The sequence below is a fragment of the Achromobacter veterisilvae genome, assembly GCF_037619525.1.
GTDB lineage: Bacteria > Pseudomonadota > Gammaproteobacteria > Burkholderiales > Burkholderiaceae_B > Achromobacter > Achromobacter veterisilvae.
In genome coordinates this window covers 2398898-2418227 of the sequence record NZ_CP148753.1, presented here as the reverse complement: position 1 = coordinate 2418227, position 19330 = coordinate 2398898, and the positions used below count along the sequence as shown (strand labels likewise).

The following is a 19330-nucleotide window of genomic DNA, read 5'->3' as shown; positions in this document are numbered from 1 at the left end:
CGCCATGCCCCTGTCCGCCCCCGCTCCCGCCTCCCCGCCGATCACTGAAGAAGCTATCCGGCGGCTGGTGCACCGCTTCTATGCGCAGGTGCGCCAGGACGAAACGCTGGGGCCGATCTTCAACGCGCGCGTGGCGGACTGGGATCATCACCTGGAGATGCTGTGCGACTTCTGGTCTTCGCTGCTGCTGGGCACGCGCCGCTTCAAGGGCGCGCCGATCCCGGCGCATGCGCGCATCCCGGACCTGTCATGGCCTTTGTTCCAGCGCTGGCTGGCCCTGTTCCACGGCGTCACCGCCGGGCTGGACCACCCGGCCCTGCAGGCGCAGGCCGACGCCATGGCCGAGCGCATCGCGGCCAAGCTCTGGAGCGTGTGGCAGACGCGGCAGTCGCTGCCGCGCCTGCCCGACACGCTGCCGGAAGGCGTGCGGCCCTATCGGGAAAGCCCGGTGTTCACGCCCGACAACCTGCCGGCCGGGCTGCGCTCGGCGCATACGACCAAGGACGGGACCTGGGGTTTATTGAAGGTGCATGCGGGCGTGCTGCGCTACACGCTGGATGACCCGCCGCACACCGAAGTGGTGCTGGCGGCGGGGCAGCAGGTGGTGATCGAGCCCCAGGTCCGCCACCACGTGGCGTTCGAACTGCCGGGCAGTTTCCAGATCACCTTCTGCCGGGCCGGCGAGGCGGAGCCGCCGGCCCCTGGCGGCGCCTGAGGCGCCTACTTCTTGCCGGAAGCGTCCTGCTCCACCACCATATCCAGCACGTACACCTTCGACGGCGCGTCCGCGGGCGGATTCTTCCAGTCGTACTGCTTCACGCGCAGCACGGTGCGCACGCCATCGCGGTGCTCATAGCCTTCGATGGACTGGTACAGCGGATGCCACTTGTCCTTGGCGGGTTGCTGTATGCCCGCCTCGTTGTAGCGGCGCTCGCGCACCATCAGGCACTGGTAGCCGGGAATCATGGGGTGGCTGCATTCCACCTTTTTCGCGGCGACTTCCAGGAACCGGATCTCGCCGGCGCTGCCGTAGAGGGTTTCGGGCGTGGGTTCGCCGACGAACGTCAGCACGCTGCCGTCCTTGGCCACCAGTTCCAGCCCGGGTTCGGCGGCATCGCCGCTGAGCGTCGCGCGCAGGTCGCCTTTCATGCGCTGGCCGATTTCGGCGTCCAACTGCATCAGGCTTTGTTCGCACGCCTTCATCGTGGAAGCCAGGTTTGCAACGTGCAGCACGCCATCCTTATAGGTGTATCCGCCGAATTGCGCGTTGCAGCCGCCGCGGATGTTCAAGGCGTCGCTGGTGAACGCCAGGCGCAACGGGTGTTCGACCCCGGCCTGGAGCGCGGCGATGGATTTGCCCGAAGCATCCGTGGCCGAGGCCAGGCGCCAGTAATAGGCGGGCAGGGTCACGGCAGGGCTGGCGGGCGAGGTGGCGGCGTTGGTAGGCATGGAGGACGATCCTTCGCGAGGAGAGGAAGCCGGAGCGCAAGCTTGCAGCAGCGCGGCGCATACGGACGCAAGGAGGATGGTTCTTTTCATGGTGGGTCCTTTCAGCCGGATGGCACTGATGAAAAGCGGCATTCTACGTCCGGGGCATGGACGGATCTGGCGGACTGGCCGCCAGACCGTTTCCAAATCTTGCCGACCCGCCATAGCGATAAACCAGGGAGATTACAGTTGGAAACGATGTTGGCACTACGCGCCGCGAATCGATTCGCGCGGGGTCTACGGCAGTCGGAACACTAGAAGTCAGCGGCCAATGCCTCGGCCATGCCTTTGAAGTAGCCGTGAACATCCGAAGACCCGGTCCAGTAAGCCAGGTTTCCAATGACATACAAGCGCTTCTTCGCGCGCGTCACGGCAACGTTGACCAGATTGGGGGTTTTCCCCGCGAAACCGGAAATAACGCCCGGCTTCAAAGGATCTCCGCCCAGCAGGAAAATGACATAGTCGGCTTCTTTGCCTTGAAAGGTGTGAACAGTGCCGCACATTTCATCGGAATTCTTCCGGCCATAACGGGGTTCGAGCAGATCGGTCATCTGTTCGGCAACCCGTTTGAAGGGCGTCACGATATAGACCTTGAGTTTGCCCTCGGCGTCTCGCAGGTTTCCTTCTATCAGCGTTTCGACCATGGACATGGCACGCCCGCCGTGGTCCGGGATCCAATGCCCATCGGCGCCGTGAACCGGCATATCGATCCACTGGCTGTCGGGCACGGCTTCGTCGAGGCTGTCCTTGCCCGCACCGTAAACCATTTTTCCGCCATAGGCGATCTTGTTGGAAATATCGAACATGGGATTCAGGCAACGGCGGTGCACCACCAACGGCGCTCCCAGCCAAATCCGATTGTCCGTGCCATCCCGATCCAGGTACGTGCCGAACCGATTGGAATGGTCCGCCAGCGTCTGCGCAGACGCTGCGGGGGGAACGTAGCGAATATCCGCGCCGCAGCGTTCGCGCAACGGTTCGGTAAGCTCTTTCGGCACGCCCACCACCGGTTCCAACTGGAGGGGGTCGCCTACGATCACTGCCCGCTTGGCACGCCACAAGGCCCCCACGGCCTGTTGAGGCGCGGCCTGTCCAGCCTCGTCGATGAGCACCCATGCCAATTGCTCCTCCCGCACGCCTCGAAACAACCTTGGAAATGACGCAAACGTCGTCGATATCAAGGGGACAACCAGGAAGAAGGTGTCCCACAGCGGCATGGGGCCGGAACGGAACTGGTTGGCGTTGATCTGCCCCTGCAAAAGGGACGCGAAAGCGTATAGCGTGGGTTTCAGCTTGCGCCACGCCGCCACAACAAAAGCCTTGTGCAGCTCCATTGCCGCCACGAAAAGCTCGCGCCTGGCTTTGAATACTTCCTCATCCTGGTAGGGCGAGCTGCTATGAAAAACGTCTCGCGATACGCCGAACAAGTTCCAGGCGGCACTTGGGGGGTCTCCCAAACCGGCGTCGACCAGCGCTTGCCGATACTGGGCCAGCAAGGCCTGCTTGCCGTGCAGCGCCTGTTCCGCTTGGGCGCAGGCGCCCTTACGCTCAACGACGGCCTGGCTGCGGATCTCCGCTACCGTGAGGCAGTGCCGATAAGCGTCTTCCGCCAATTGAACCGCTTTCAGGGCGGAATCGAAAGCGGTCGAAGGGTCGGCGATCCGCTCGCTCAGTGAGTTGACGGCGGCATCGTAAACGGCCTGCGCCCGAAGGACTTCCTGCTCCAGGCGGGCCGCCCGATCATGCCAGGTGGAGGCCCCGGTTTCCTCGGACCGCAGAGCGCTTATCTGCCGATGCTTTTCATCGATTCTTGCATTGAGATCGTCATAGCGGGCCTGCCAAGCTCTGGCCGATGCACGATTGAAGATCGACTTCATCAGGCCTGGCTGTATCGCTTGATGCGCTTGGCGGTCATCTCGCAATACCTCCACGTCCATCCGCAGGTGCGCGAGTATCTGCTGGAACTCGTCAGGGGTCTTTGCCGGCTTGTCGCGCAAGAGCGCCGCGTGGGCCTCCTGGGCCTGGTTGAAGGCATCCCGAGCCGAGTGCAGATTTTCGAACAACACCAGCGCCCGCTTGGACGCTTCAAACTCGCCACTGGCCGCGTCCAGCGCTGCGCGAGCATTCGCCTCCTCGCTCATCGCCGCCCGATAGGCTGATTCGAGCATGGTTCGGGACTGCTTGAGCTGCTCGATTTCGGGCAAGAGCCGTTCGGTTTCCCTCAGTTGGGTCGCCAATGTGCCCGCCCGCTCCAACGCGCTGCGGACCTTCGCCCTAGCTTCGGCATAACGGGATCTCGCTTCGGTCCAGGAAGGAACTTGGGCGCCAAATTCCTCTACCCACTCCGGCAGCGTGAAGGGACGCAATGGATTGGGCGCCTTGGGTGGATCCGCCTCTGCCGATTTTCCCGCAGGCGCGTTATCGCGAATGCCATACCAGAATCGGCTGAGAAAGGCGCCCCGATTTGCCTGGCTGCCCAGCACCGCGGAAACCATCCCCCAGCGCTGCCGCTGAGGCTGGCGTTCCTTGTCACGCTCACGCAATCCCACGGAATCCGCCACTTCCGAAAAGTAGTCGATATCAATCCTCGGATCGATTGCGCCTACCCCCGGAAGCTCTTTGCTAATGTTCTCCACAGCGCCATTGTTTGCGCTGCTGACGACGATGCCAAAGCCGCGCAGTCGCTCGTCGAGTTCCCACACCGGATACTGGTGGCGTTCCACTTCGAGCTTCTGCTTGAATGCCTGCAGAGGATCATTGAACTCGTACAGGACATCCGCACGCTGCTGCACCACGGATGCGACAATGTCCTTGAGCATGGTCGTCTTGCCAGTCCCGGGCGGGCCGTTCACCGAGAACAACCCTTGCTCCGCCAGATCGCGCATAACGGCGTTCACGGCAAACTGTTGGGCCGTCACCAGCGGAAACTTGGCGGGCCAGCACGACAACGGCATAAAGCGGGGATGCACTCCGTCGACCAGGCAATCGCGCGCGGCATCCACATCGACACGCTCGGGATGCCTGGGCATCTCCAGATACTGGGTCAAGGCGTTGCCGCAAGTGCGGGAGACATACTCGCGCTCGACCCGCTCCAGCTCTTCCGCGAAGAAGCTGTTCAAGGGATCTTCAGGCCGTTTGGCATCCGATTTCTCAGATACCTTTTGCGCCTGGATGATCCAGTCGCTCTGGCTCTGCGGCGCCCAGCCACATGCTTCGAATACCAGATCCGAGATATCACGGACATCTGCGGCATCAAGCGGACGCCGTTTCACTCTTGGCTCAATCGGTTCTTCTTCGGCGCGCTTTATGGCCTCCTTGCCCGTTTCCGGCTCCAGGATCAACTGGCGTGCGACAAGTAGCAAATCCACTTTGGCGGCGATTTTCTCGTATACCCCGTCTGCACCGAAGAACCCCGAAAAATTGAAGCGTGCGGCGCCGGCTTGCGCAGCGCTCATGCACCCCATGGCCCAGGGAACGGAACTGATGAAAATCCTGCCTGAAACATATCCGTTCTCGTCGATGGGAATAACGAACGCCGCTGCGTCCGCCGGCGCTCGTTGTTCGGAAAGATCCAGTACGGGCGCATCCAACAAGGTCCGCGCGGATTCGATGAAATCAGCGCCCGGGACAATACCGCCAAAAAGCAGGAAACGCTTGCGATGGCGGAACAACGTTCGCAGACGTTCGAGCTTCTGCGGGTCTTTCCAGGGCATTTGATCGTCGCCCGGCGCCTGAGGAGAAAGCGCCCATACGCAATGATCCTTGCGAAGCTCCGGAACGGGCGGCTTTTGCGGACTGAGATATTCAAAAGTCTGCCAAAGCCTCAGAGCGGAGAGTGCCTCTTGATCCTTGGAACGAGCCCCATCCTCATTTGTCATAGCTGCCATGCCAACGCGTCCCTTTCAATTCCGGATGTGCTTTTAATACGTTAAGCATTGGATTTTGACACAGAGTTACAAGCCATCCTGACCATAACGCCGATTCCGCCGCGACCAAAAGACATTCTGCTGGCAGCGTCGCTCGGGGAATATTCGTCTCCTCTTGCGCGTCCATCCCAATGACATGCCGCAAACGCCGCGCCGCGCAGCACGACCGCGCGGCATGGCGTCCAGACCAACCTGCCGATCGCGCCGTCCGCGGCGTCCTCTACCGCGCGCATCGGCGCAGAGCGGGAATGCTTGATATGAAGTCGATCGGAAAATTTGCCTGCGGCATGGCCGCCGTGGTCTGCCTGGCCGCCCATGCCGCGTGGGCCGCGCAGGATCTGAACGTGTACGGCCCCGGCGGCCCCGCCCCAGCCATGAAGGAAGCCGCCGAGGCGTTCGGCAAGCAGCACGGCATCCGCGTCGAGGTCACCGCGGGCCCCACGCCCGCCTGGGCCGAACAGGCCAGGCAGGATGCCGACGTGATCTATAGCGGGGCCGAGAACATGATGAGCGGCTTCGCGTCGGCGCTGCCCGGCGTGTTCGAGCTGCGGGACGCCCGCACGCTGTACCTGCGGCCGTCGGCCATCCTGGTGCGCCCCGGTAATCCCAAGCGCATCGGCGGCTTCAAGGATTTGCTGAAACCGGGCATCAAGGTCATGGCGGTGTCGGGCGCGGGGCAGACGGGCCTGTGGGAAGACGTGGCCGGCCGCCTGGGCGATATCGAAACCGTCCGCGCCTTCCGCGCCAACCTGGTCCTGCCCGAAGCGGGAAACAGCGCGCAGGCCCGCAAGCAGTGGACCGAGGACCAGACCATCGACGCCTGGCTGATCTGGAACATCTGGCAGGTGTCGAATCCCGATCTGGCCAGCGTGGTCGAGATCGAAGAGCCGTACCGCATCTACCGGGACGCGGGCGTCGTGGTGACGAAAAAGGGGAAGGCCAATCCGCAGGCGCGGGCCTTCGCCGATTTCCTCGCGGCGCCCGAGGGCAGGGCCATCTTCCGGAAGTGGGGCTGGAAGACGGACTGAGCCCCCCCCCTGCGCCGCTAGCGGCACACGCGGTAGGCCGGCTTGAGCTTGCTCAGGACCTCGGGCGCGCCGCTCTCCGACACCACCAGGGTGTGGCCCAGCGACATGGCGAGGTTGTTGGGCGTATCGATCAGGATGGCGTGCAGGAACAGCACCATGCCCGGTTCGGCCAGCGTGCCGTTCTCGGCGAACAGCAGCGGCGGCACGTCCATCCAACTGGGCCGGAAGGTCGCTCCCAGCGAATAGCCGCAAGCCGCCATGCGCGCATGGCCGTAGCCGTGCCGGTCGAACACGCGGCGGTGGGCCTGGTCGATATCGCCCAACGGATTGCCCGCCAGCGCGGCGGCCGTCATCGCGGTCAGCGCCTCCAGCGTGATGTCGAACATGCGCTCCTGCCGCGGATCGTGCTTCCCGATGGCCACCGTGCGCATCAGGCAGGCGCAATAGTGCCGGTAGCTGGCGGCGAACTCCAGCGTGAGCTGGTCTTCCTCGTCCAGGTGCCGATAGCCGGTGGCGGTGCGCACCAGCAAGGCGCGATCGCCGGATCCGAGCACCGGGCCGCCCGGAGGCGGATCGCCGCCGCCCCGGAACTGCACCGCCGCCCCCGCCGCCGCGATATCGCCTTCGAACGCGCCCGGCCGCGCCGCTTCCAGCATCGCCAGCAGGGAGTCGTCGGCCAGGCTCGCGGCTTCGCGCACGTAGCGCAGTTCCGCTTCCGATTTCACCACCCGCAAGGCGCGCACCAGGTGCGAGGCGTCGACCAGCCTGCACCAGTCGGCCAGGCGGGCCTGCACGCGCGCATGATTCTTGCCGACCAGGCCGAAGTTGTCGGTTTCCATGCCGACCCGCCTGCCGGCCAGCCCCAATTCCTCCAGGATGGCCTTCAGGTCGATGCTGGGATCCGCGCCCTCATTGTCGTACCAGATGCGGATGTCGTCGACGATGGAGGTGCGCTGGGCCTGGACCAGGTCGGGGCGGCGGGTCAGCAGGATGGGAGGCCGGTCGTCCGCCGTCAGGATCGTGCACTGGAAGAATACGTAGCCCGCCGTGTCGAACCCGGTCAGGTAGTAGTGGCTTTCCTGGGCGAACAGCAGCAAGGCATCCAGGTTTTCCGCCTGCATGCGCTTGCGCGCTGCCCGTATGCGGTCGAAAAACGTCTCGCGCGGAAAATGTAGCGCCATTGTGGGGTCTCCGGAGGTAAGTCGTTGTGGAAGAAGACGGTTCGACGTCAACGGCGCCGCTGCAGGGCCCGCGCGGCCAGCGGCAGCGCCACCGACACGAGAATGAGCAGGGTGGAGATCGCCGCGATGGCCGGATCCACTTCATCGCGCAGGGAATTGAACATGCGCTTGGTGAGCGTGGCGCTCGGGCCGCCGGCGATGAATAGCGCCACCACCACTTCGTCCAGCGAGGTGATGAAGGCCAGGATGGCCGCGGCCATCACCGAGAAGCGGATCTGCGGAAGCGTCACGTCGCGGAACGCGCGCAGCGGATGCGCGCCCAGGCTGCGCGCGGCCATCTCCTGGCTGAAGTCGAAGCTGGCCAAGGCGGCGCTGACGGTAATGAACACCAGCGGCAGGGCCAGGCAGGTATGCGCCAGGACCAGCCCGAGCAGCGTGTTGTTCAGCCCCAGGCGCGCATACAGCAGGAACACCCCTACCCCGCACAGGATGACCGGCAGGGCCAGCGGCAGCAGGAACACCAGCCGCAGCCAGCGCGCATGGCCGGCCGTCGCGCGGGCCGCGGCATAGGCGGCCGCCAGGCCCAGGGGCGTGGCCAGCACCGTGGTGCCCGCCGCCGCCCGCAGCGACACCCAGGTGGCCTCGCGCCACTCCAGGCTCTGGAAGTACTCCAGATACCAGCGCAGCGACCAGGCGCTGGGCGGAAAGGTCAGGAAGCGCGAATCCGAGAAACTCATGGGGATCACCACCAGCGTGGGCGCCACCAGGAACAGGACGATGAGCGCGCAGACGGGCGTCAGCCACCAAGGCGCGCGCGTGTGGAAAGAATTCTGCATCGCCCTACCTCGCCAGGAGTTTTTCAAGACCGAACACGCGGCCCAGCAGCCAGATGAACAGCAAGGTCACGGCCAGCAGCACCACGCCCAGGGCGCTGGCGGCGCCCCAGTCTCCGTAGAGCGAGATGTTGCGTTCGATCTGCATGGACCACATGACGACCCGGCCGCCCCCCAGGACCGCCGGCGTGACGTAGAAACCCAGGGACAGCACGAAGACCAGCACCGAGCCGGCGGCCAGCCCCGGCAGGGACAGGGGCAGGTACACCTGGCGGAAAGCCTGCCCCGGCGTGGCGCCCAGGCTGGCCGCCGCCTGCATGTAGTCGGCGGCGATGGCGCGCATGCTGGCGTAGAGCGGCAGCACCATGAAGGGCAGCATGATGTGGATCATCCCGATGGCGGTCCCGGTGAAGTTGTGGACCAGGCGCAGCGGCGTGTCGGTCAGGCCCAGGTCGGCCAGCCAGCCGTTGATGACCCCGCGCCGCTGCAAGAGAATCAGCCACGCGTAGGTGCGCACCAGGAGCGAAGTCCAGAACGGCAGCAATACGCAGAGCATCAGCAGCGCCGCCGCGCGCGCCGATACCCGCGCCATCAGGTAGCACAGGGGATAGGCCAGCAGCGCGCAAACCGCCGTCACCAGCAAGGCGAGTTCGAAAGTCGTGCGGAAGCTGTAGAGGAAGGCGCCGTGCCACAGGCGCTCGTAATTCGCGAAGGTCAGGCCGTCCGGGCCGATGACGGACAGGGCCGACAGCCACAGGATCGGGCCCAGCAGCACCACGGCCAGCAACAGCAGCGCCGGCGCGGCCAGCAGCAGCAGGCGCCACTGGCCATGGCGCGCCCGCGCGGCGCGGGAGGCCTGGGCGCGCGGCAAGGTCGCGTCAGCGGCCATCATGGGCCTCCTTGGGAATGAGCACGGTGTCTTCGACGTGCAGGGCCAGGGTCACTTTCTGGCCGGTCGCGACACCGGACTCGCGGATCTGCGTGGGCCCCAGGCGCAGCGACACCTCCAGGCCGTCATCCAGGCGGACGAAGAGGCGGGAGCTTTCGCCCTGGAAGACCGTATCCGCCACTACGCCGCTCAACAGATTGCAGGCCGGATCCGGCGCGGCGTCCGCCAGCATCAGATTCTCCGGACGCAACATCAGCCATGCCTCGTCGCCGCCCGGCGCATCCTGCCCCGCGGGCAGCGCCAGCGGCCGCCCGGACACCAGATGCCGGCCGCCCTCGCGCCTGACCGGCAGGAAATGCGATTCGCCGATGAAGTCCGCCACGAAGCGCGTGGCGGGCCGCTGGTAGATGCTGCGCGCGCCGGCGATCTGCTCGATGCGGCCGCGGTTCATCACCGCGACGCGGTCCGACATGGTCAGCGCTTCGCGCTGATCATGCGTGACGTACACGGTCGTGACGCCCAGGCGGTCGTGCAGTTGCCGGATTTCGCGCTGCATCTGCTCGCGCAGTTGCTTGTCCAGCGCCGAGAGCGGCTCGTCCATGAGCAAAATCGCGGGCTCGAAGACGATCGCTCGCGCCAGCGCCACCCGCTGGCGCTGTCCGCCGGACAACTGGCTCACGCGCCGGTCGGCCACGCCCGGCAGGCGCACCAGTTCCAGCGCGCCGGCGACCCGCTCGCGGATCTCGGCCTTGGCGCATTTCCTGAGCCGCAAGGGGTAGCCGATGTTCTCGCCCACGGTCATGTGCGGAAAAAGCGCATAGCTCTGGAACACCATGCCGATGTTGCGCCGGTGCGCCGGCTCGGACACCATGCTGCGGCCGCCGAACCGCAGATCGCCGACGTCCGGCTGCACGAAGCCGGCCAGCGCCATCAGCAGCGTGGTCTTGCCCGAGCCCGACGGGCCCAGCAGGGTCAGGAACTCCCCGCCGCGCACCTCCAGGTCCACCTGGTCCAGCACTGTCTGCGCGCCATAGGCTTTGCACAGGCCCTCCACCGCGATGGGCAGGCCCCGCTGTTTCGCATCCGTCATGGCTGTCCCCGCCTTCAGCGTTGCAGCATCAGGTCGAAGCGCTTGGACATGGCGTCATAGTTCTGCGCCCACCATTGCGTATCCAGCACCACGGCGCCCGCGCGGTTCTCCGGCGAGTTCGGCAGCCGGGCCGCCAGCTCCGGGCTGATAATGCCGGTTTCATAGGCCTTTTCGTTCGCCGGGGCATAGTTGATCAGCGTGGACAGGCGCGCCTGCGTTTCGGGCTTGACGAGATAAGCCAGCACTTTCATCGCGGCTTCCTTGTTCTTCGCCCCTTTGGGAATCGCCAGGCAGTCGTACAGCACGATCTGCTGGTTCCACGAAAAGTCCATCCTCGGGTCTTCGGTGATCAGATCCTGGATGCGTCCGTTCCAGATCCCGGACATATCGACTTCCCCGTGCTGCATGAGCTGCACGGATTCGGCGCCCGACCCCCACCATGCGCCCACGCTGGGCTTTAGCTCGGCCAGTTTGCGGAAGGCCCGATCGACATCGGGCGGATAGATGTCCGAAGGCGCCACGCCGTCGGCCAGCAGCGCGGCCTCGATGTTGTAGAGGGGGGAACGCCTCAGGGAACGCATGCCCGGGAATTCGCGCGTGTTCCAGAAGTCCTTCCAATTCTGCGGCGGCGCCCCCTTTAGGGCCTCCTTGTTCCAACTGATCACGACGCCGTACACGACGTCCGCGACCCAATAGTCCGACTTCATGTTGTCGGGAATGCCGGTCGTATCGACGATGGCCGGGTCCAGCTTTTCCAGCAGGCCTTCCTTCTCCATCAAGGGGCAGGATTGGTTGCCCTGCTGCACGATGTCCCACGCGGGCTTGCCGGACGCGACCTGGGTGCGCACATCGGCCAGGCCGGATGTGGTGTCTTCCCTGATGGTGAGGCCCAGCGCTTTTTCGGCGGGTGTGAACCAGGCTTCCCGCTGCGCCTTCTGGAACGAACCGCCCCAGGAAGCCAGGGTGATGCTGCCGCCATCGGCCTGCGCGCCGGCGGCCACGCAAGCCAGGATCATGCCGCCCAATACCTTCGCCTTCATTGTGTTCCCCTTGAATCATGAATCGAGTTGGATGCCTATCGGTCAATTCACATCGAAAAAATTCATATATGCTTTGAACCGAACAATATAAGCACGGCTTGTTTTCGTGGTGACTATAGGGCAGCAAATCCGCAAACAACTGATTGAAATTCAATACATGAATTTTTTGAGTGAATCCCCATGATCTCCGAACGCGATACCCCCGAGCCGCCCCTGCGGGCGATACGCGCATTCGAAGCGTTCGCCCAGCATGGTTCCATCGCCGACGCCGCCGCCGAGCTGAACATCACGCCGTCCGCCGTCAGCCATCAACTGCATCTGCTGGAAAGCTATATCCAGACGCCGCTCACGATGCGCAAGGGCCGTTCGCTTTGCCTCACGGACGAAGGGCGCGATTACTACCGCTCGATCCACACGGCATTCACCGTGTTGCGCAGCGCCACGCGCCAGGCGCAGGAACGCGCCACGCTGACACAGGTCACCGTGGGCGTGACGGGCCTGCTGGGCACCGGCTGGCTGTTGCCGCGGCTGGGACGCTTCATGCGGGAACATCCGGACATCGGCATCAACGTGGTCTACGCCATGCACGGCACGTATCCGAGCGATTCGGCGGACCTGTCCATCCGTTTTGGCGCCGGCCGTTGGCCCGGCTGCCAGGCCACGCGCCTCCTGGCGGGCGCCGTGGTGCCGGTCTGCACGCCGGCCTTTGCCGATCGCCATGGGCCGTTCAAGCATGCGCGGGACCTGGCGCAGGCGCCGCTGGTGCACGATGGCGACCGCGCGCGCTGGGCCGCCTGGTTCGCGCAGGCGGGCGTGCGGCCGGAACGGCTGAACGGTCCGCTGCTGGAGGATGCGCAGCTCACGCTGGGCGCCGTCCTGGCGGACCTTGGGGTGGGGCTGATGCGCCTGGCGCTGATTGAAGGGGAACTTGCCGCCGGCCGCCTGACGCAGCCGTTCGAGCAGCGCCTCGACACGGGGCTGGACTACTACCTGTGCGTGCGCGAGGAAGACCCGCCCACGGAAGCGGCTACCCGCCTGGCCGAATGGATACTGGCCGAAAGCACCGCTATTTCCGCTGTTCCGACCGCCAGGCGCGCGGAGCGACCCCGACATTCCGGGTGAAGATCCGCGCGAAGTGGCTCTGGTCGGAAAAGCCGCACTCGGCCGAAATGTCCGCCAGGCTCAGGTCGGACCGCCTGAGCAGTCCCATTGCATGCTCCAGCCGCCGTTCGCGCACCCACGCGAACGGCGTCATGCCCATCGCGCTCTTGAACGCCCTGGCGAACGTGGCCCGCGACATGCCGCAATGGTTCGCGATATCGGCCAGCGCGATGTTCTGCGCCAGGTGCGCCTCGACATATTCCGTCGCCCTGGCCAGTTGCCGCCCGCTCAGCTTGCCCGCGGACCGGCCCTCGGCGTCCCGCAGGCCGGCCTGTCCGTATCGGCGCAGCAGATGCGCGACCATGGCCAGCGTCAGATGTTCGATGAACATTTCGTCGCCCGATTCGCGGCGCATCAGGCTGGGCAGCAGCGCCTGGACCAGCAACCGCATGGTCGCGTCCTCCGTGCCCTGCTGCTGACGCAGCCCGGGCACCTTGCCGGCGAACAGTTCGCCACCCAATTCGTCGAGCACGTCGTTGCGGATCTGGAGCCGCACGTTGTCATAGTCCGACAGGTGCTGGCAGGCGTAGGCGTTGGTCAGGTCGGTCAACGCCATGGAGGCCTTGGAGTGGCCGCCGGCATGGACGAGTCGTTGATCCACCCACAGTTTGTGCGATGCAAAATCCTGCATCTGGAAGATCACCGAATACGCGCGGGCCTGGGGAATGGCCTGCACATGCGCATCGGCGTGGTCGCCCACGTGCCGGAACCTGGCCGCCGCCAGCAGGGGCGTGCGCAGGGCCGCGATGCAGTGAGGAGGATGCGTGACCGGAGCGGCCAGCGACTTCTCGGTAGGCTGCATGGGTACCTCCGTTGGTGATGCGCTCCAATGTTGTGGAACTGTACCCTAGCCACTCATCGTGACAAGTAGGCCGCGCGCGATTCATTGTCGCCCTCCGGTTGACGCAGAATGCGCCCGCCGCGCATCCGCCCTGGGTAAAATGGCCGGCCATCGATTCAAGCGGGCGCTATGCAATTCGACGACGTTCGTATCTTCGCCGCCGCGGTCGACACCGGCAGTTTCACGGCCGCCGCAGAGAAATTGTTGCTGTCCAAGCAATTCGTCAGCCGGCGGATCGCGGGCCTGGAGGCATCGCTGGGGGTCCGGCTGCTGGTGCGCAATACGCGCAAGCTCACCGTGACCGAATCGGGCCGGGAGTTCTACGCGCATGCACAGCGCATACTGGACAACGTGGCCAGGGCGGAACAGGCCATGGCGCTGCGGCGCACCGAACTGCACGGAACGCTCAGAGTCAGCACGCCCATGTCCTTCGGGCTGCGCCATCTGTCCCCGCTGATTGCCGAGTTCCTGGCCCAGCACCCCGCCCTGCAATTGCAGGCCATCCTGGACGACCGCCACGTCGACCTGGTCGGCGAGGCGTTCGACATGGCGCTGCGCATCGGCGCCATGCCCGATTCCACGCTGATCGCTCGCCGCCTGGGCGAACTGCGCATGGTGGCCTGCTGCAGCCCGTCCTATCTGCGGGAACGCGGCCTGCCCCTGACGCCCCTGGACCTTCAGCGCCACAATTGCCTGCTGTACGGCCGGGAGGCCAAGAACGGCTGGCCGTTCACCGTGGATGGCGAACAGCAGTCGTTCGAGGCGCGCGGGCCTTTGCTTTCCAACAACGGAGAAGTCGTGCGCGACGCCGCCATCGCCGGCCTGGGAATCGCGCTATTGCCCCGCTTCATCGTGGGCGGGGCGCTGCGCAGCGGGGAACTGGTCGCGGTGCTGGAAAACCACGCTCCCCGGCCGCTGCCCGTCAGCGCGGTCTACCCGCAGCACCGCCAGCAATCGACGAATATCTGCGCGTTCGTCGAGTTCCTGGAAGGCCGCTACGCGCGCATGACGGAAAGCCTGGAAGCGTAGTGCGCTAGCTAGTGCGCTAGCGTTTCCCGGCGGCCCGCGCTGTCAGGGCGCCGAGCGCCAATCCGCCGATCAGGCCCAGGTTCGCCAGAAAGGCGTTCATGTCATGAAACCTGGCCTGCGGGTCCGGCAGGTTCCAGAATGCGTGGCCCATCACCGATGCCGCCAGGGTGAACGCGGCCAGCACGCCCGCCGCCAGCCAGGGCCAGGCCCCGGCGACCAGCAGGATGGAACCGCCCAACTGCACGGCGATCACCAGTACCGCGTACAGCGCCGGCGGGTGCAGGCCGAAATGCGCGGCCTCGGCCAGCGCGGACGGGAAGTCCAGCAGTTTGCTCACGCCGCTCCACCAGAACGGCAGGGTCAGGACGAGCCGGGCCAGACGGCCCCGCAGCGGCGACGAAGGCCAGGCCGCGCCAGGATGAGTCGTCATGGCGCCGCCCCTAGACCGCCCAGCACGCGCAACCCAGCGCGCCCCAGAAGGAAGCCGCGTCGGATACCGGCATGTCGCGGCTTGCCGCCGCCATGTGCGCGTGGCCATGCACGGCGCAGGCGCTGGCGCACCCGCAACGGGCCGCCACCGACGCGAGGTAGCCGTTCTGGCTGGCCGTTTTGCGCGAGAAATAGCCGCCGAAGGCCCGCACCGGCGACCAGTCCGGCGCCGGCGGCGGCACCTCGGGCGCGTCCTTGGCAAAGCTGCCTGTCCCCCAGACCACCTTGCCGCCCAGCAGCGTCAGGTCGCTCTCGATGGCGATGATCTCGTCCTCGGGCACCGTGAAGTAGTCACGGTCCAGCGCCACCAGGTCGGCCAGTTGGCCCGCCGCGATGCGGCCCTTCTTCCCCTGTTCGTTGGAGAACCAGGTGTTCGCCTCGGTCCACAGGCGCAGCGCGGTCTCGCGGCTCTGCCGCTGCGCGGCGGGATACATGCGCAGGCCGCCCAGGCTGCGCCCGGTGACCAGCCAACTGAGCGAGACCCAGGGGTTGTAGGACGCCACGCGCGTGGCATCGGTGCCGGCGCCCACCGGCACGCCGGCCGCGAGCATCCTCGAAATCGGCGGCGATTGCTCCGCCGCCGGCGCGCCATAGCGCTCCACGAAATCCTCCGCCTGGTACATCATCCGGTGCTGGACGGCGATGCCCCCGCCCAGCGCCGCGATGCGGTCGATGTTGCGCGGGCTGACCGTCTCGGCGTGGTCGAAGAACCAGTGCAGGCCGTCGAAGGGCTGGTCGGCGTTGACCTTCTCGAACACGTCCAGCGCGCGCGAGATGGTTTCGTCGTAAGTGGCGTGCAGCCGCCAGGGCCACCGCTGCGACACCAGTTGGCGGACCACGGGTTCCAGGTCGGCCTCCATGTTGGGCGGCATTTCCGGCCGCGGCTGGCGGAAGTCCTCGAAGTCCGCGGCGGAATAGACCAGCATCTCGCCCGCGCCGTTGTGGCGGTACAGGTCGTCGCCCTGCCCCGGCCGCACCTGCTTGCCCCAGCCCTGGAAGTCGGCGAGTTCCTGTTTGGGCTTCTGCGTGAACAGGTTGTAGGCCAGCCGCAGCGTGAGCTGGCCGTCCGCGTGCAGCTTCTCGATGATCTGGTAGTCCTCGGGATAGTTCTGGAAGCCGCCCCCGGCGTCGATCACGCTGGTCACGCCCAGCCGGTTCAGCTCGCGCATGAAATGGCGGGTGGAATTGAGCTGGATGTCCGGATCCAGCTTCGGCCCCTTCGCCAGGGTGGAGTACAGGATGGTCGCATTGGGCTGCGCGATCAGCAGGCCGGTGGGCTCGCCGTTGGCGTCGCGCTGGATCTCGCCGCCCGGCGGGTTCGGCGTGTCGCGCGTATAGCCCACGACGCGCAGCGCGGCGCGGTTCAGGAGCGCCCGGTCGTAAAGGTGCAGGATGAATACCGGCGTGTCCGGCGCGGCCGCGTTGATTTCATCCAGCGTGGGCAGGCGCTTTTCGGCGAACTGGTGTCGCGTGAAGCCGCCCACGACCCGGACCCATTGCGGCGGCGGCGTGTTCTGCGCCTGGCGTTTCAGCATGGCCATGGCGTCGGCCAGGCTGGGCACGCCGTCCCAGCGCAATTCCATGTTGTAGTTCAGGCCGCCCCGGATCACGTGGGTGTGGCTGTCGATCAGGCCCGGAATGACGCGGCGCCCGCCCAGGTCGATGACGCGCGTGCCCGCCCCCGCTTGCGGCAGGATCTCGGCCGCCGTCCCCACCGCGGCGTAGCGGCCGTCCTTGACGGCAACCGCCTCGGCCTCGGGCCGGGACGGGTCCAGGGTCGTGAATTTGCCTCCGTGGAGGATCAGATCGGGTTCGGTCTTCATGGATGCGCTCCTTCCCAGGGCCGCGCCGGGCGCCAGGCCCAACGCGACCAGTGTTTTAACGGTGGTCCTGCGGTTGCGGTCGAATGCCGTCATGGGTCATTCCTTGCGCGCCCTGTCGGGCGCCAGATAGTGGCGAACCACCGGTGGCGCGTCGCCCTGGTGGAAGTGGCGCACGGAAACCTGCTGGTCCTGGTCCGACACGGTCACGCGGTCGTGCTGCCGCAGATGCTCCACCCAGGACGCCACCAGGAAGTACTCGATGTAGTGCGCGGGTTCGCCCGTGTGCTCGAATATTCCCCAGGCATAGGCCCCGTCCCGCCGGCGCTGCTCGCCGACCTTGTCCATGGCGTCGAGGAAAGCCTCGCGCGACGCCGCGTCGACGCGGTATTCCACGGTGACCATGACCGGCCCGCGGTCGTGGCGCACGCCGGTGCTCAGCACGGGCGCCGGCCAGTGCATCGACGGGGCGAGATCCAGTTGGGCGCCCAATTGAAGTTTCCAGCGCCAGGTCAGGGGAATGGCCAGCAGCGCGCAAATCGCGGCCGCCAGCAGCGCCTGCGGAATGCCGAACAGGCTTGCCGCCTGCCCCCACAGCAGGCTGCCGGCGCTCATCGAACCGAAGAACACCGTGACGAAGATGGACAGGCCCCGCGCGCGCACCCAGTCGGGCAGCGCCGTCTGCGCGGATACGTTCAACGAGGACAGCACCGCGATCCAGGACGCGCCCGCCAGCAGGCTGGCCGCGATGGCCGCCGCCGGCACCGGCACCAGCGCCACGACGGCAAGCGTGACCGCGATGCCGCAGGTGCCCAGCATGACCAGGCGGTCCGCCCCGCAAGCCTTCCTGATGCGGGGCAGCAGGAAGGCGCCCAGCACCGCCCCCAGCCCGACGCTGCCCAGCATGATGCCGTACAGCTCCGCCCCGCCCCGCAGCACGGTGCGCACGACCAGGGGCAGCAGCGCCCAGAACGCGCTCGCGAACACGAAGAACGCCACGGCGCGGACCAGCGTGGCCTTCAAGGCGCTGCTGTTGCGGGCGTAGCGTAGGCCGGCCGCCATCGCGCCCCAGAGCTGTTCCGGGGGCAGCGAGTTGCCGCGGTCCGTTGCCGGCTTCCACCACAGCAGCGCCACCGCCACGATGAGAAAACTTATTGCGTTGACGGCGAACGGCACCGCCAGCCCCACCGCCGTGATCAGGAAGCCGGCCAGCGCGGGGCCGATGGCGCGGCTGATGTTCACGCCCACGCTGTTGATGGCGATCGCCTGCTGGAGCGATGCGCGCGGCACCAGGCTGGGGACGATGGCCTGCCAGGCGGGCGCGATCAGCGCGGTGCCCGTGCCCATCGCCAGCGTGAACAGCAACAGCGCGACGGGCGTGGCCAGGCCGGCCCAGACCAGCCAGGCAAGCGCGGCCGCCACGGCGCACAGCCCCACCTGCACCAGCAGCAGCAGGCGGCGCCTGTCGACGATGTCGGCCAGCGCGCCCGCGGGAAGGGACAGGAGGAACACCGGCAGCGACGTCGCCGTCTGCACCATCGCGACCATCATCGGAGACGGCGACATCGACGTCATCAGCCATCCCGCGCCGACGTCGTGCATCCAGGTGCCGACGTTCGAGAGCACGGTCGCCACCCACAGGACCGTGAAGTTGCGGGAAGCGAACGGCGATGGGCCTTTCTCGTCCTGCGGGCGGGCGGTGGCTGCCTGGGTCATGTCTTGCTCGCTTTGGCATGCCGCGGCGCGCGCGCCGCGGCGGGTTCAGGGATCAGGACTTGCCGGCGGCGACCGGCGCCAGGACTTCGTGCTTCGACGCCGTGCGTTCCGCCGCCTTGTGCACCATCGTATAGGCATAGTCCACGCCCATGCCATAGGCGCCCGAGTGGTCCTTGACGATCTGCATGACCGCGTCATAGGAATCGCGGCGCGCCCAGTCGCGCTGCCATTCCAGCATCACTTGCTGCCAGGTGACCGGCACGACGCCGGCCTGCACCATGCGCTGCATGGCGTAGTCGTGCGCTTCCCTGGACGTCCCGCCGGAGGCGTCGGCCACCATGTAGATCTCGTAGCCGCCCTGGTCCATGGCTTCGAGCGCGAAACTGTTGTTGCAGACTTCCGTCCACAGCCCCGAGACGACCACCTTCTTGCGGCCGGTGGCCTTCAGGGCGTCGCGCACCTTCTGGTCGTCCCAGGAATTCATCGACGTGCGCTCCAGCAGCTTCTGGTCGGGAAACACGTCCAGCAGCTCGGGATAGGTATGGCCGGAGAAGCTCTCGGTCTCCACCGTCGTGATGATCGCGGGAATGCCGAAGACCTTGGCCGCCTTGGCCAGCGCGACGGTGTTGTTCTTCAGCACCTGCCGGTCTATCGACTGCACCCCGAAGGCCATCTGGGGCTGGTGGTCGATGAAAATGATCTGGCAGTTGCGCGGCGTCAGCAGTTCTAGTTTCGGGTTGGACATGGAAAGCTCCTTGGTCGAGCGGGTTGTGGCGAAACATCGCCGTGAATGCCGGAT

At 66.2% G+C, this 19330-nt stretch carries 16 protein-coding genes; 4 read left to right on the top strand and 12 right to left on the bottom strand.

Annotation, left to right across the window (positions count from 1 at the left end; translation table 11 throughout):
- Positions 1-4: 4 nt before the first annotated feature.
- Positions 5-715, top strand: a complete 711-nt coding sequence (locus tag WHX56_RS11185; protein WP_338881230.1) for a DUF1971 domain-containing protein — start codon at positions 5-7, stop codon at positions 713-715.
- A 5-nt stretch (positions 716-720) separates the two neighbouring features.
- Here the strand turns inward: WHX56_RS11185 and WHX56_RS11180 are convergent, their stop codons facing one another.
- Both WHX56_RS11180 and WHX56_RS11175 read right to left on the bottom strand, forming a co-directional pair.
- Positions 721-1449, bottom strand: coding sequence for an META and DUF4377 domain-containing protein (locus WHX56_RS11180; RefSeq protein ID WP_208742347.1), 729 nt, complete (start codon positions 1447-1449; stop codon positions 721-723).
- A 293-nt stretch (positions 1450-1742) separates the two neighbouring features.
- Positions 1743-5375: a DEAD/DEAH box helicase gene (locus WHX56_RS11175; RefSeq protein WP_338881229.1), complete on the bottom strand. Its 3633-nt coding sequence runs from the start codon at positions 5373-5375 to the stop codon at positions 1743-1745.
- 296 nt (positions 5376-5671) lie between these two features.
- Between WHX56_RS11175 and WHX56_RS11170 the strand changes: the two genes are divergently transcribed.
- The gene (locus tag WHX56_RS11170) at positions 5672-6442 is read left to right on the top strand and encodes an extracellular solute-binding protein (protein WP_338881767.1); all 771 of its coding nucleotides are present in this window, start codon (positions 5672-5674) and stop codon (positions 6440-6442) included.
- Between the two features lie 17 nt (positions 6443-6459).
- Here the strand turns inward: WHX56_RS11170 and WHX56_RS11165 are convergent, their stop codons facing one another.
- The 5 genes from WHX56_RS11165 to WHX56_RS11145 are packed head-to-tail and all read right to left on the bottom strand — an operon-like array spanning position 6460 to position 11475.
- A complete protein-coding gene (locus WHX56_RS11165; RefSeq protein WP_338881228.1) occupies positions 6460-7623 on the bottom strand; it encodes a Xaa-Pro peptidase family protein in 1164 nt (387 codons plus the stop codon).
- A gap of 47 nt (positions 7624-7670) precedes the next feature.
- Positions 7671-8459 carry an ABC transporter permease gene (locus tag WHX56_RS11160; RefSeq protein WP_129239574.1) on the bottom strand — a complete coding sequence of 263 codons (789 nt, stop codon included), beginning with the start codon at positions 8457-8459 and terminating at the stop codon, positions 7671-7673.
- A 4-nt stretch (positions 8460-8463) separates the two neighbouring features.
- Complete coding sequence (locus WHX56_RS11155) at positions 8464-9348, bottom strand: ABC transporter permease (RefSeq protein ID WP_287755068.1); 885 nt, start codon at positions 9346-9348, stop codon at positions 8464-8466.
- The gene (locus tag WHX56_RS11150) at positions 9335-10435 is read right to left on the bottom strand and encodes an ABC transporter ATP-binding protein (protein WP_338881227.1); all 1101 of its coding nucleotides are present in this window, start codon (positions 10433-10435) and stop codon (positions 9335-9337) included. Before WHX56_RS11150 ends, WHX56_RS11155 begins: the two co-directional genes overlap by 14 nt.
- A gap of 14 nt (positions 10436-10449) precedes the next feature.
- The gene (locus tag WHX56_RS11145) at positions 10450-11475 is read right to left on the bottom strand and encodes an ABC transporter substrate-binding protein (RefSeq protein WP_287755069.1); all 1026 of its coding nucleotides are present in this window, start codon (positions 11473-11475) and stop codon (positions 10450-10452) included.
- A gap of 180 nt (positions 11476-11655) precedes the next feature.
- Here WHX56_RS11145 and WHX56_RS11140 point away from each other — a divergent pair, with 180 nt between their 5' ends.
- Entirely contained in the window at positions 11656-12597 is a 942-nt protein-coding gene (locus WHX56_RS11140) for a LysR substrate-binding domain-containing protein (protein ID WP_129239578.1), read from the top strand.
- Here the strand turns inward: WHX56_RS11140 and WHX56_RS11135 are convergent.
- Positions 12542-13438 carry an AraC family transcriptional regulator gene (locus tag WHX56_RS11135; RefSeq protein ID WP_338881226.1) on the bottom strand — a complete coding sequence of 299 codons (897 nt, stop codon included), beginning with the start codon at positions 13436-13438 and terminating at the stop codon, positions 12542-12544. The genes WHX56_RS11140 and WHX56_RS11135 overlap by 56 nt on opposite strands.
- A 168-nt stretch (positions 13439-13606) precedes the next feature.
- On the opposite strand from WHX56_RS11135, the gene WHX56_RS11130 reads away from it, so the two are divergent.
- Entirely contained in the window at positions 13607-14506 is a 900-nt protein-coding gene (locus WHX56_RS11130) for a LysR family transcriptional regulator (protein WP_129239580.1), read from the top strand.
- 16 nt (positions 14507-14522) lie between these two features.
- Here the strand turns inward: WHX56_RS11130 and WHX56_RS11125 are convergent, their stop codons facing one another.
- The 4 genes from WHX56_RS11125 to WHX56_RS11110 all read right to left on the bottom strand — a co-directional run bounded on the left by WHX56_RS11125 (position 14523) and on the right by WHX56_RS11110 (position 19276).
- On the bottom strand, positions 14523-14936 hold the full coding sequence (locus WHX56_RS11125) for a DoxX family protein (RefSeq protein WP_338881225.1): 414 nt from the start codon (positions 14934-14936) through the stop codon (positions 14523-14525).
- Between the two features lie 10 nt (positions 14937-14946).
- A complete protein-coding gene (locus WHX56_RS11120; protein WP_338881766.1) occupies positions 14947-16818 on the bottom strand; it encodes an amidohydrolase in 1872 nt (623 codons plus the stop codon).
- A gap of 96 nt (positions 16819-16914) precedes the next feature.
- Entirely contained in the window at positions 16915-18531 is a 1617-nt protein-coding gene (locus WHX56_RS11115; RefSeq protein ID WP_338881224.1) for an MFS transporter, read from the bottom strand.
- Between the two features lie 52 nt (positions 18532-18583).
- A complete protein-coding gene (locus tag WHX56_RS11110) occupies positions 18584-19276 on the bottom strand; it encodes a hydrolase (RefSeq protein ID WP_129239583.1) in 693 nt (230 codons plus the stop codon).
- Positions 19277-19330: the final 54 nt, after the last annotated feature.

Bases quoted from the DNA above. Each gene is read 5' to 3' on its own strand.
- WHX56_RS11135 (WP_338881226.1), bottom strand. From the start codon at position 13,438: ATGCAGCCTACCGAGAAGTCGCTGGCCGCTCCGGTCACGCATCCTCCT.
- WHX56_RS11115 (WP_338881224.1), bottom strand. From the start codon at position 18,531: ATGACCCAGGCAGCCACCGCCCGCCCGCAGGACGAGAAAGGCCCATCG.
- WHX56_RS11175 (WP_338881229.1), bottom strand. From the start codon at position 5,375: ATGGCAGCTATGACAAATGAGGATGGGGCTCGTTCCAAGGATCAAGAG.
- WHX56_RS11150 (WP_338881227.1), bottom strand. From the start codon at position 10,435: ATGACGGATGCGAAACAGCGGGGCCTGCCCATCGCGGTGGAGGGCCTG.
- WHX56_RS11185 (WP_338881230.1), top strand. From the start codon at position 5: ATGCCCCTGTCCGCCCCCGCTCCCGCCTCCCCGCCGATCACTGAAGAA.
- WHX56_RS11160 (WP_129239574.1), bottom strand. From the start codon at position 8,459: ATGCAGAATTCTTTCCACACGCGCGCGCCTTGGTGGCTGACGCCCGTC.
- WHX56_RS11170 (WP_338881767.1), top strand. From the start codon at position 5,672: ATGAAGTCGATCGGAAAATTTGCCTGCGGCATGGCCGCCGTGGTCTGC.
- WHX56_RS11125 (WP_338881225.1), bottom strand. From the start codon at position 14,936: ATGACGACTCATCCTGGCGCGGCCTGGCCTTCGTCGCCGCTGCGGGGC.
- WHX56_RS11180 (WP_208742347.1), bottom strand. From the start codon at position 1,449: ATGCCTACCAACGCCGCCACCTCGCCCGCCAGCCCTGCCGTGACCCTG.
- WHX56_RS11165 (WP_338881228.1), bottom strand. From the start codon at position 7,623: ATGGCGCTACATTTTCCGCGCGAGACGTTTTTCGACCGCATACGGGCA.
- WHX56_RS11110 (WP_129239583.1), bottom strand. From the start codon at position 19,276: ATGTCCAACCCGAAACTAGAACTGCTGACGCCGCGCAACTGCCAGATC.
- WHX56_RS11130 (WP_129239580.1), top strand. From the start codon at position 13,607: ATGCAATTCGACGACGTTCGTATCTTCGCCGCCGCGGTCGACACCGGC.
- WHX56_RS11155 (WP_287755068.1), bottom strand. From the start codon at position 9,348: ATGATGGCCGCTGACGCGACCTTGCCGCGCGCCCAGGCCTCCCGCGCC.
- WHX56_RS11140 (WP_129239578.1), top strand. From the start codon at position 11,656: ATGATCTCCGAACGCGATACCCCCGAGCCGCCCCTGCGGGCGATACGC.
- WHX56_RS11120 (WP_338881766.1), bottom strand. From the start codon at position 16,818: ATGAAGACCGAACCCGATCTGATCCTCCACGGAGGCAAATTCACGACC.
- WHX56_RS11145 (WP_287755069.1), bottom strand. From the start codon at position 11,475: ATGAAGGCGAAGGTATTGGGCGGCATGATCCTGGCTTGCGTGGCCGCC.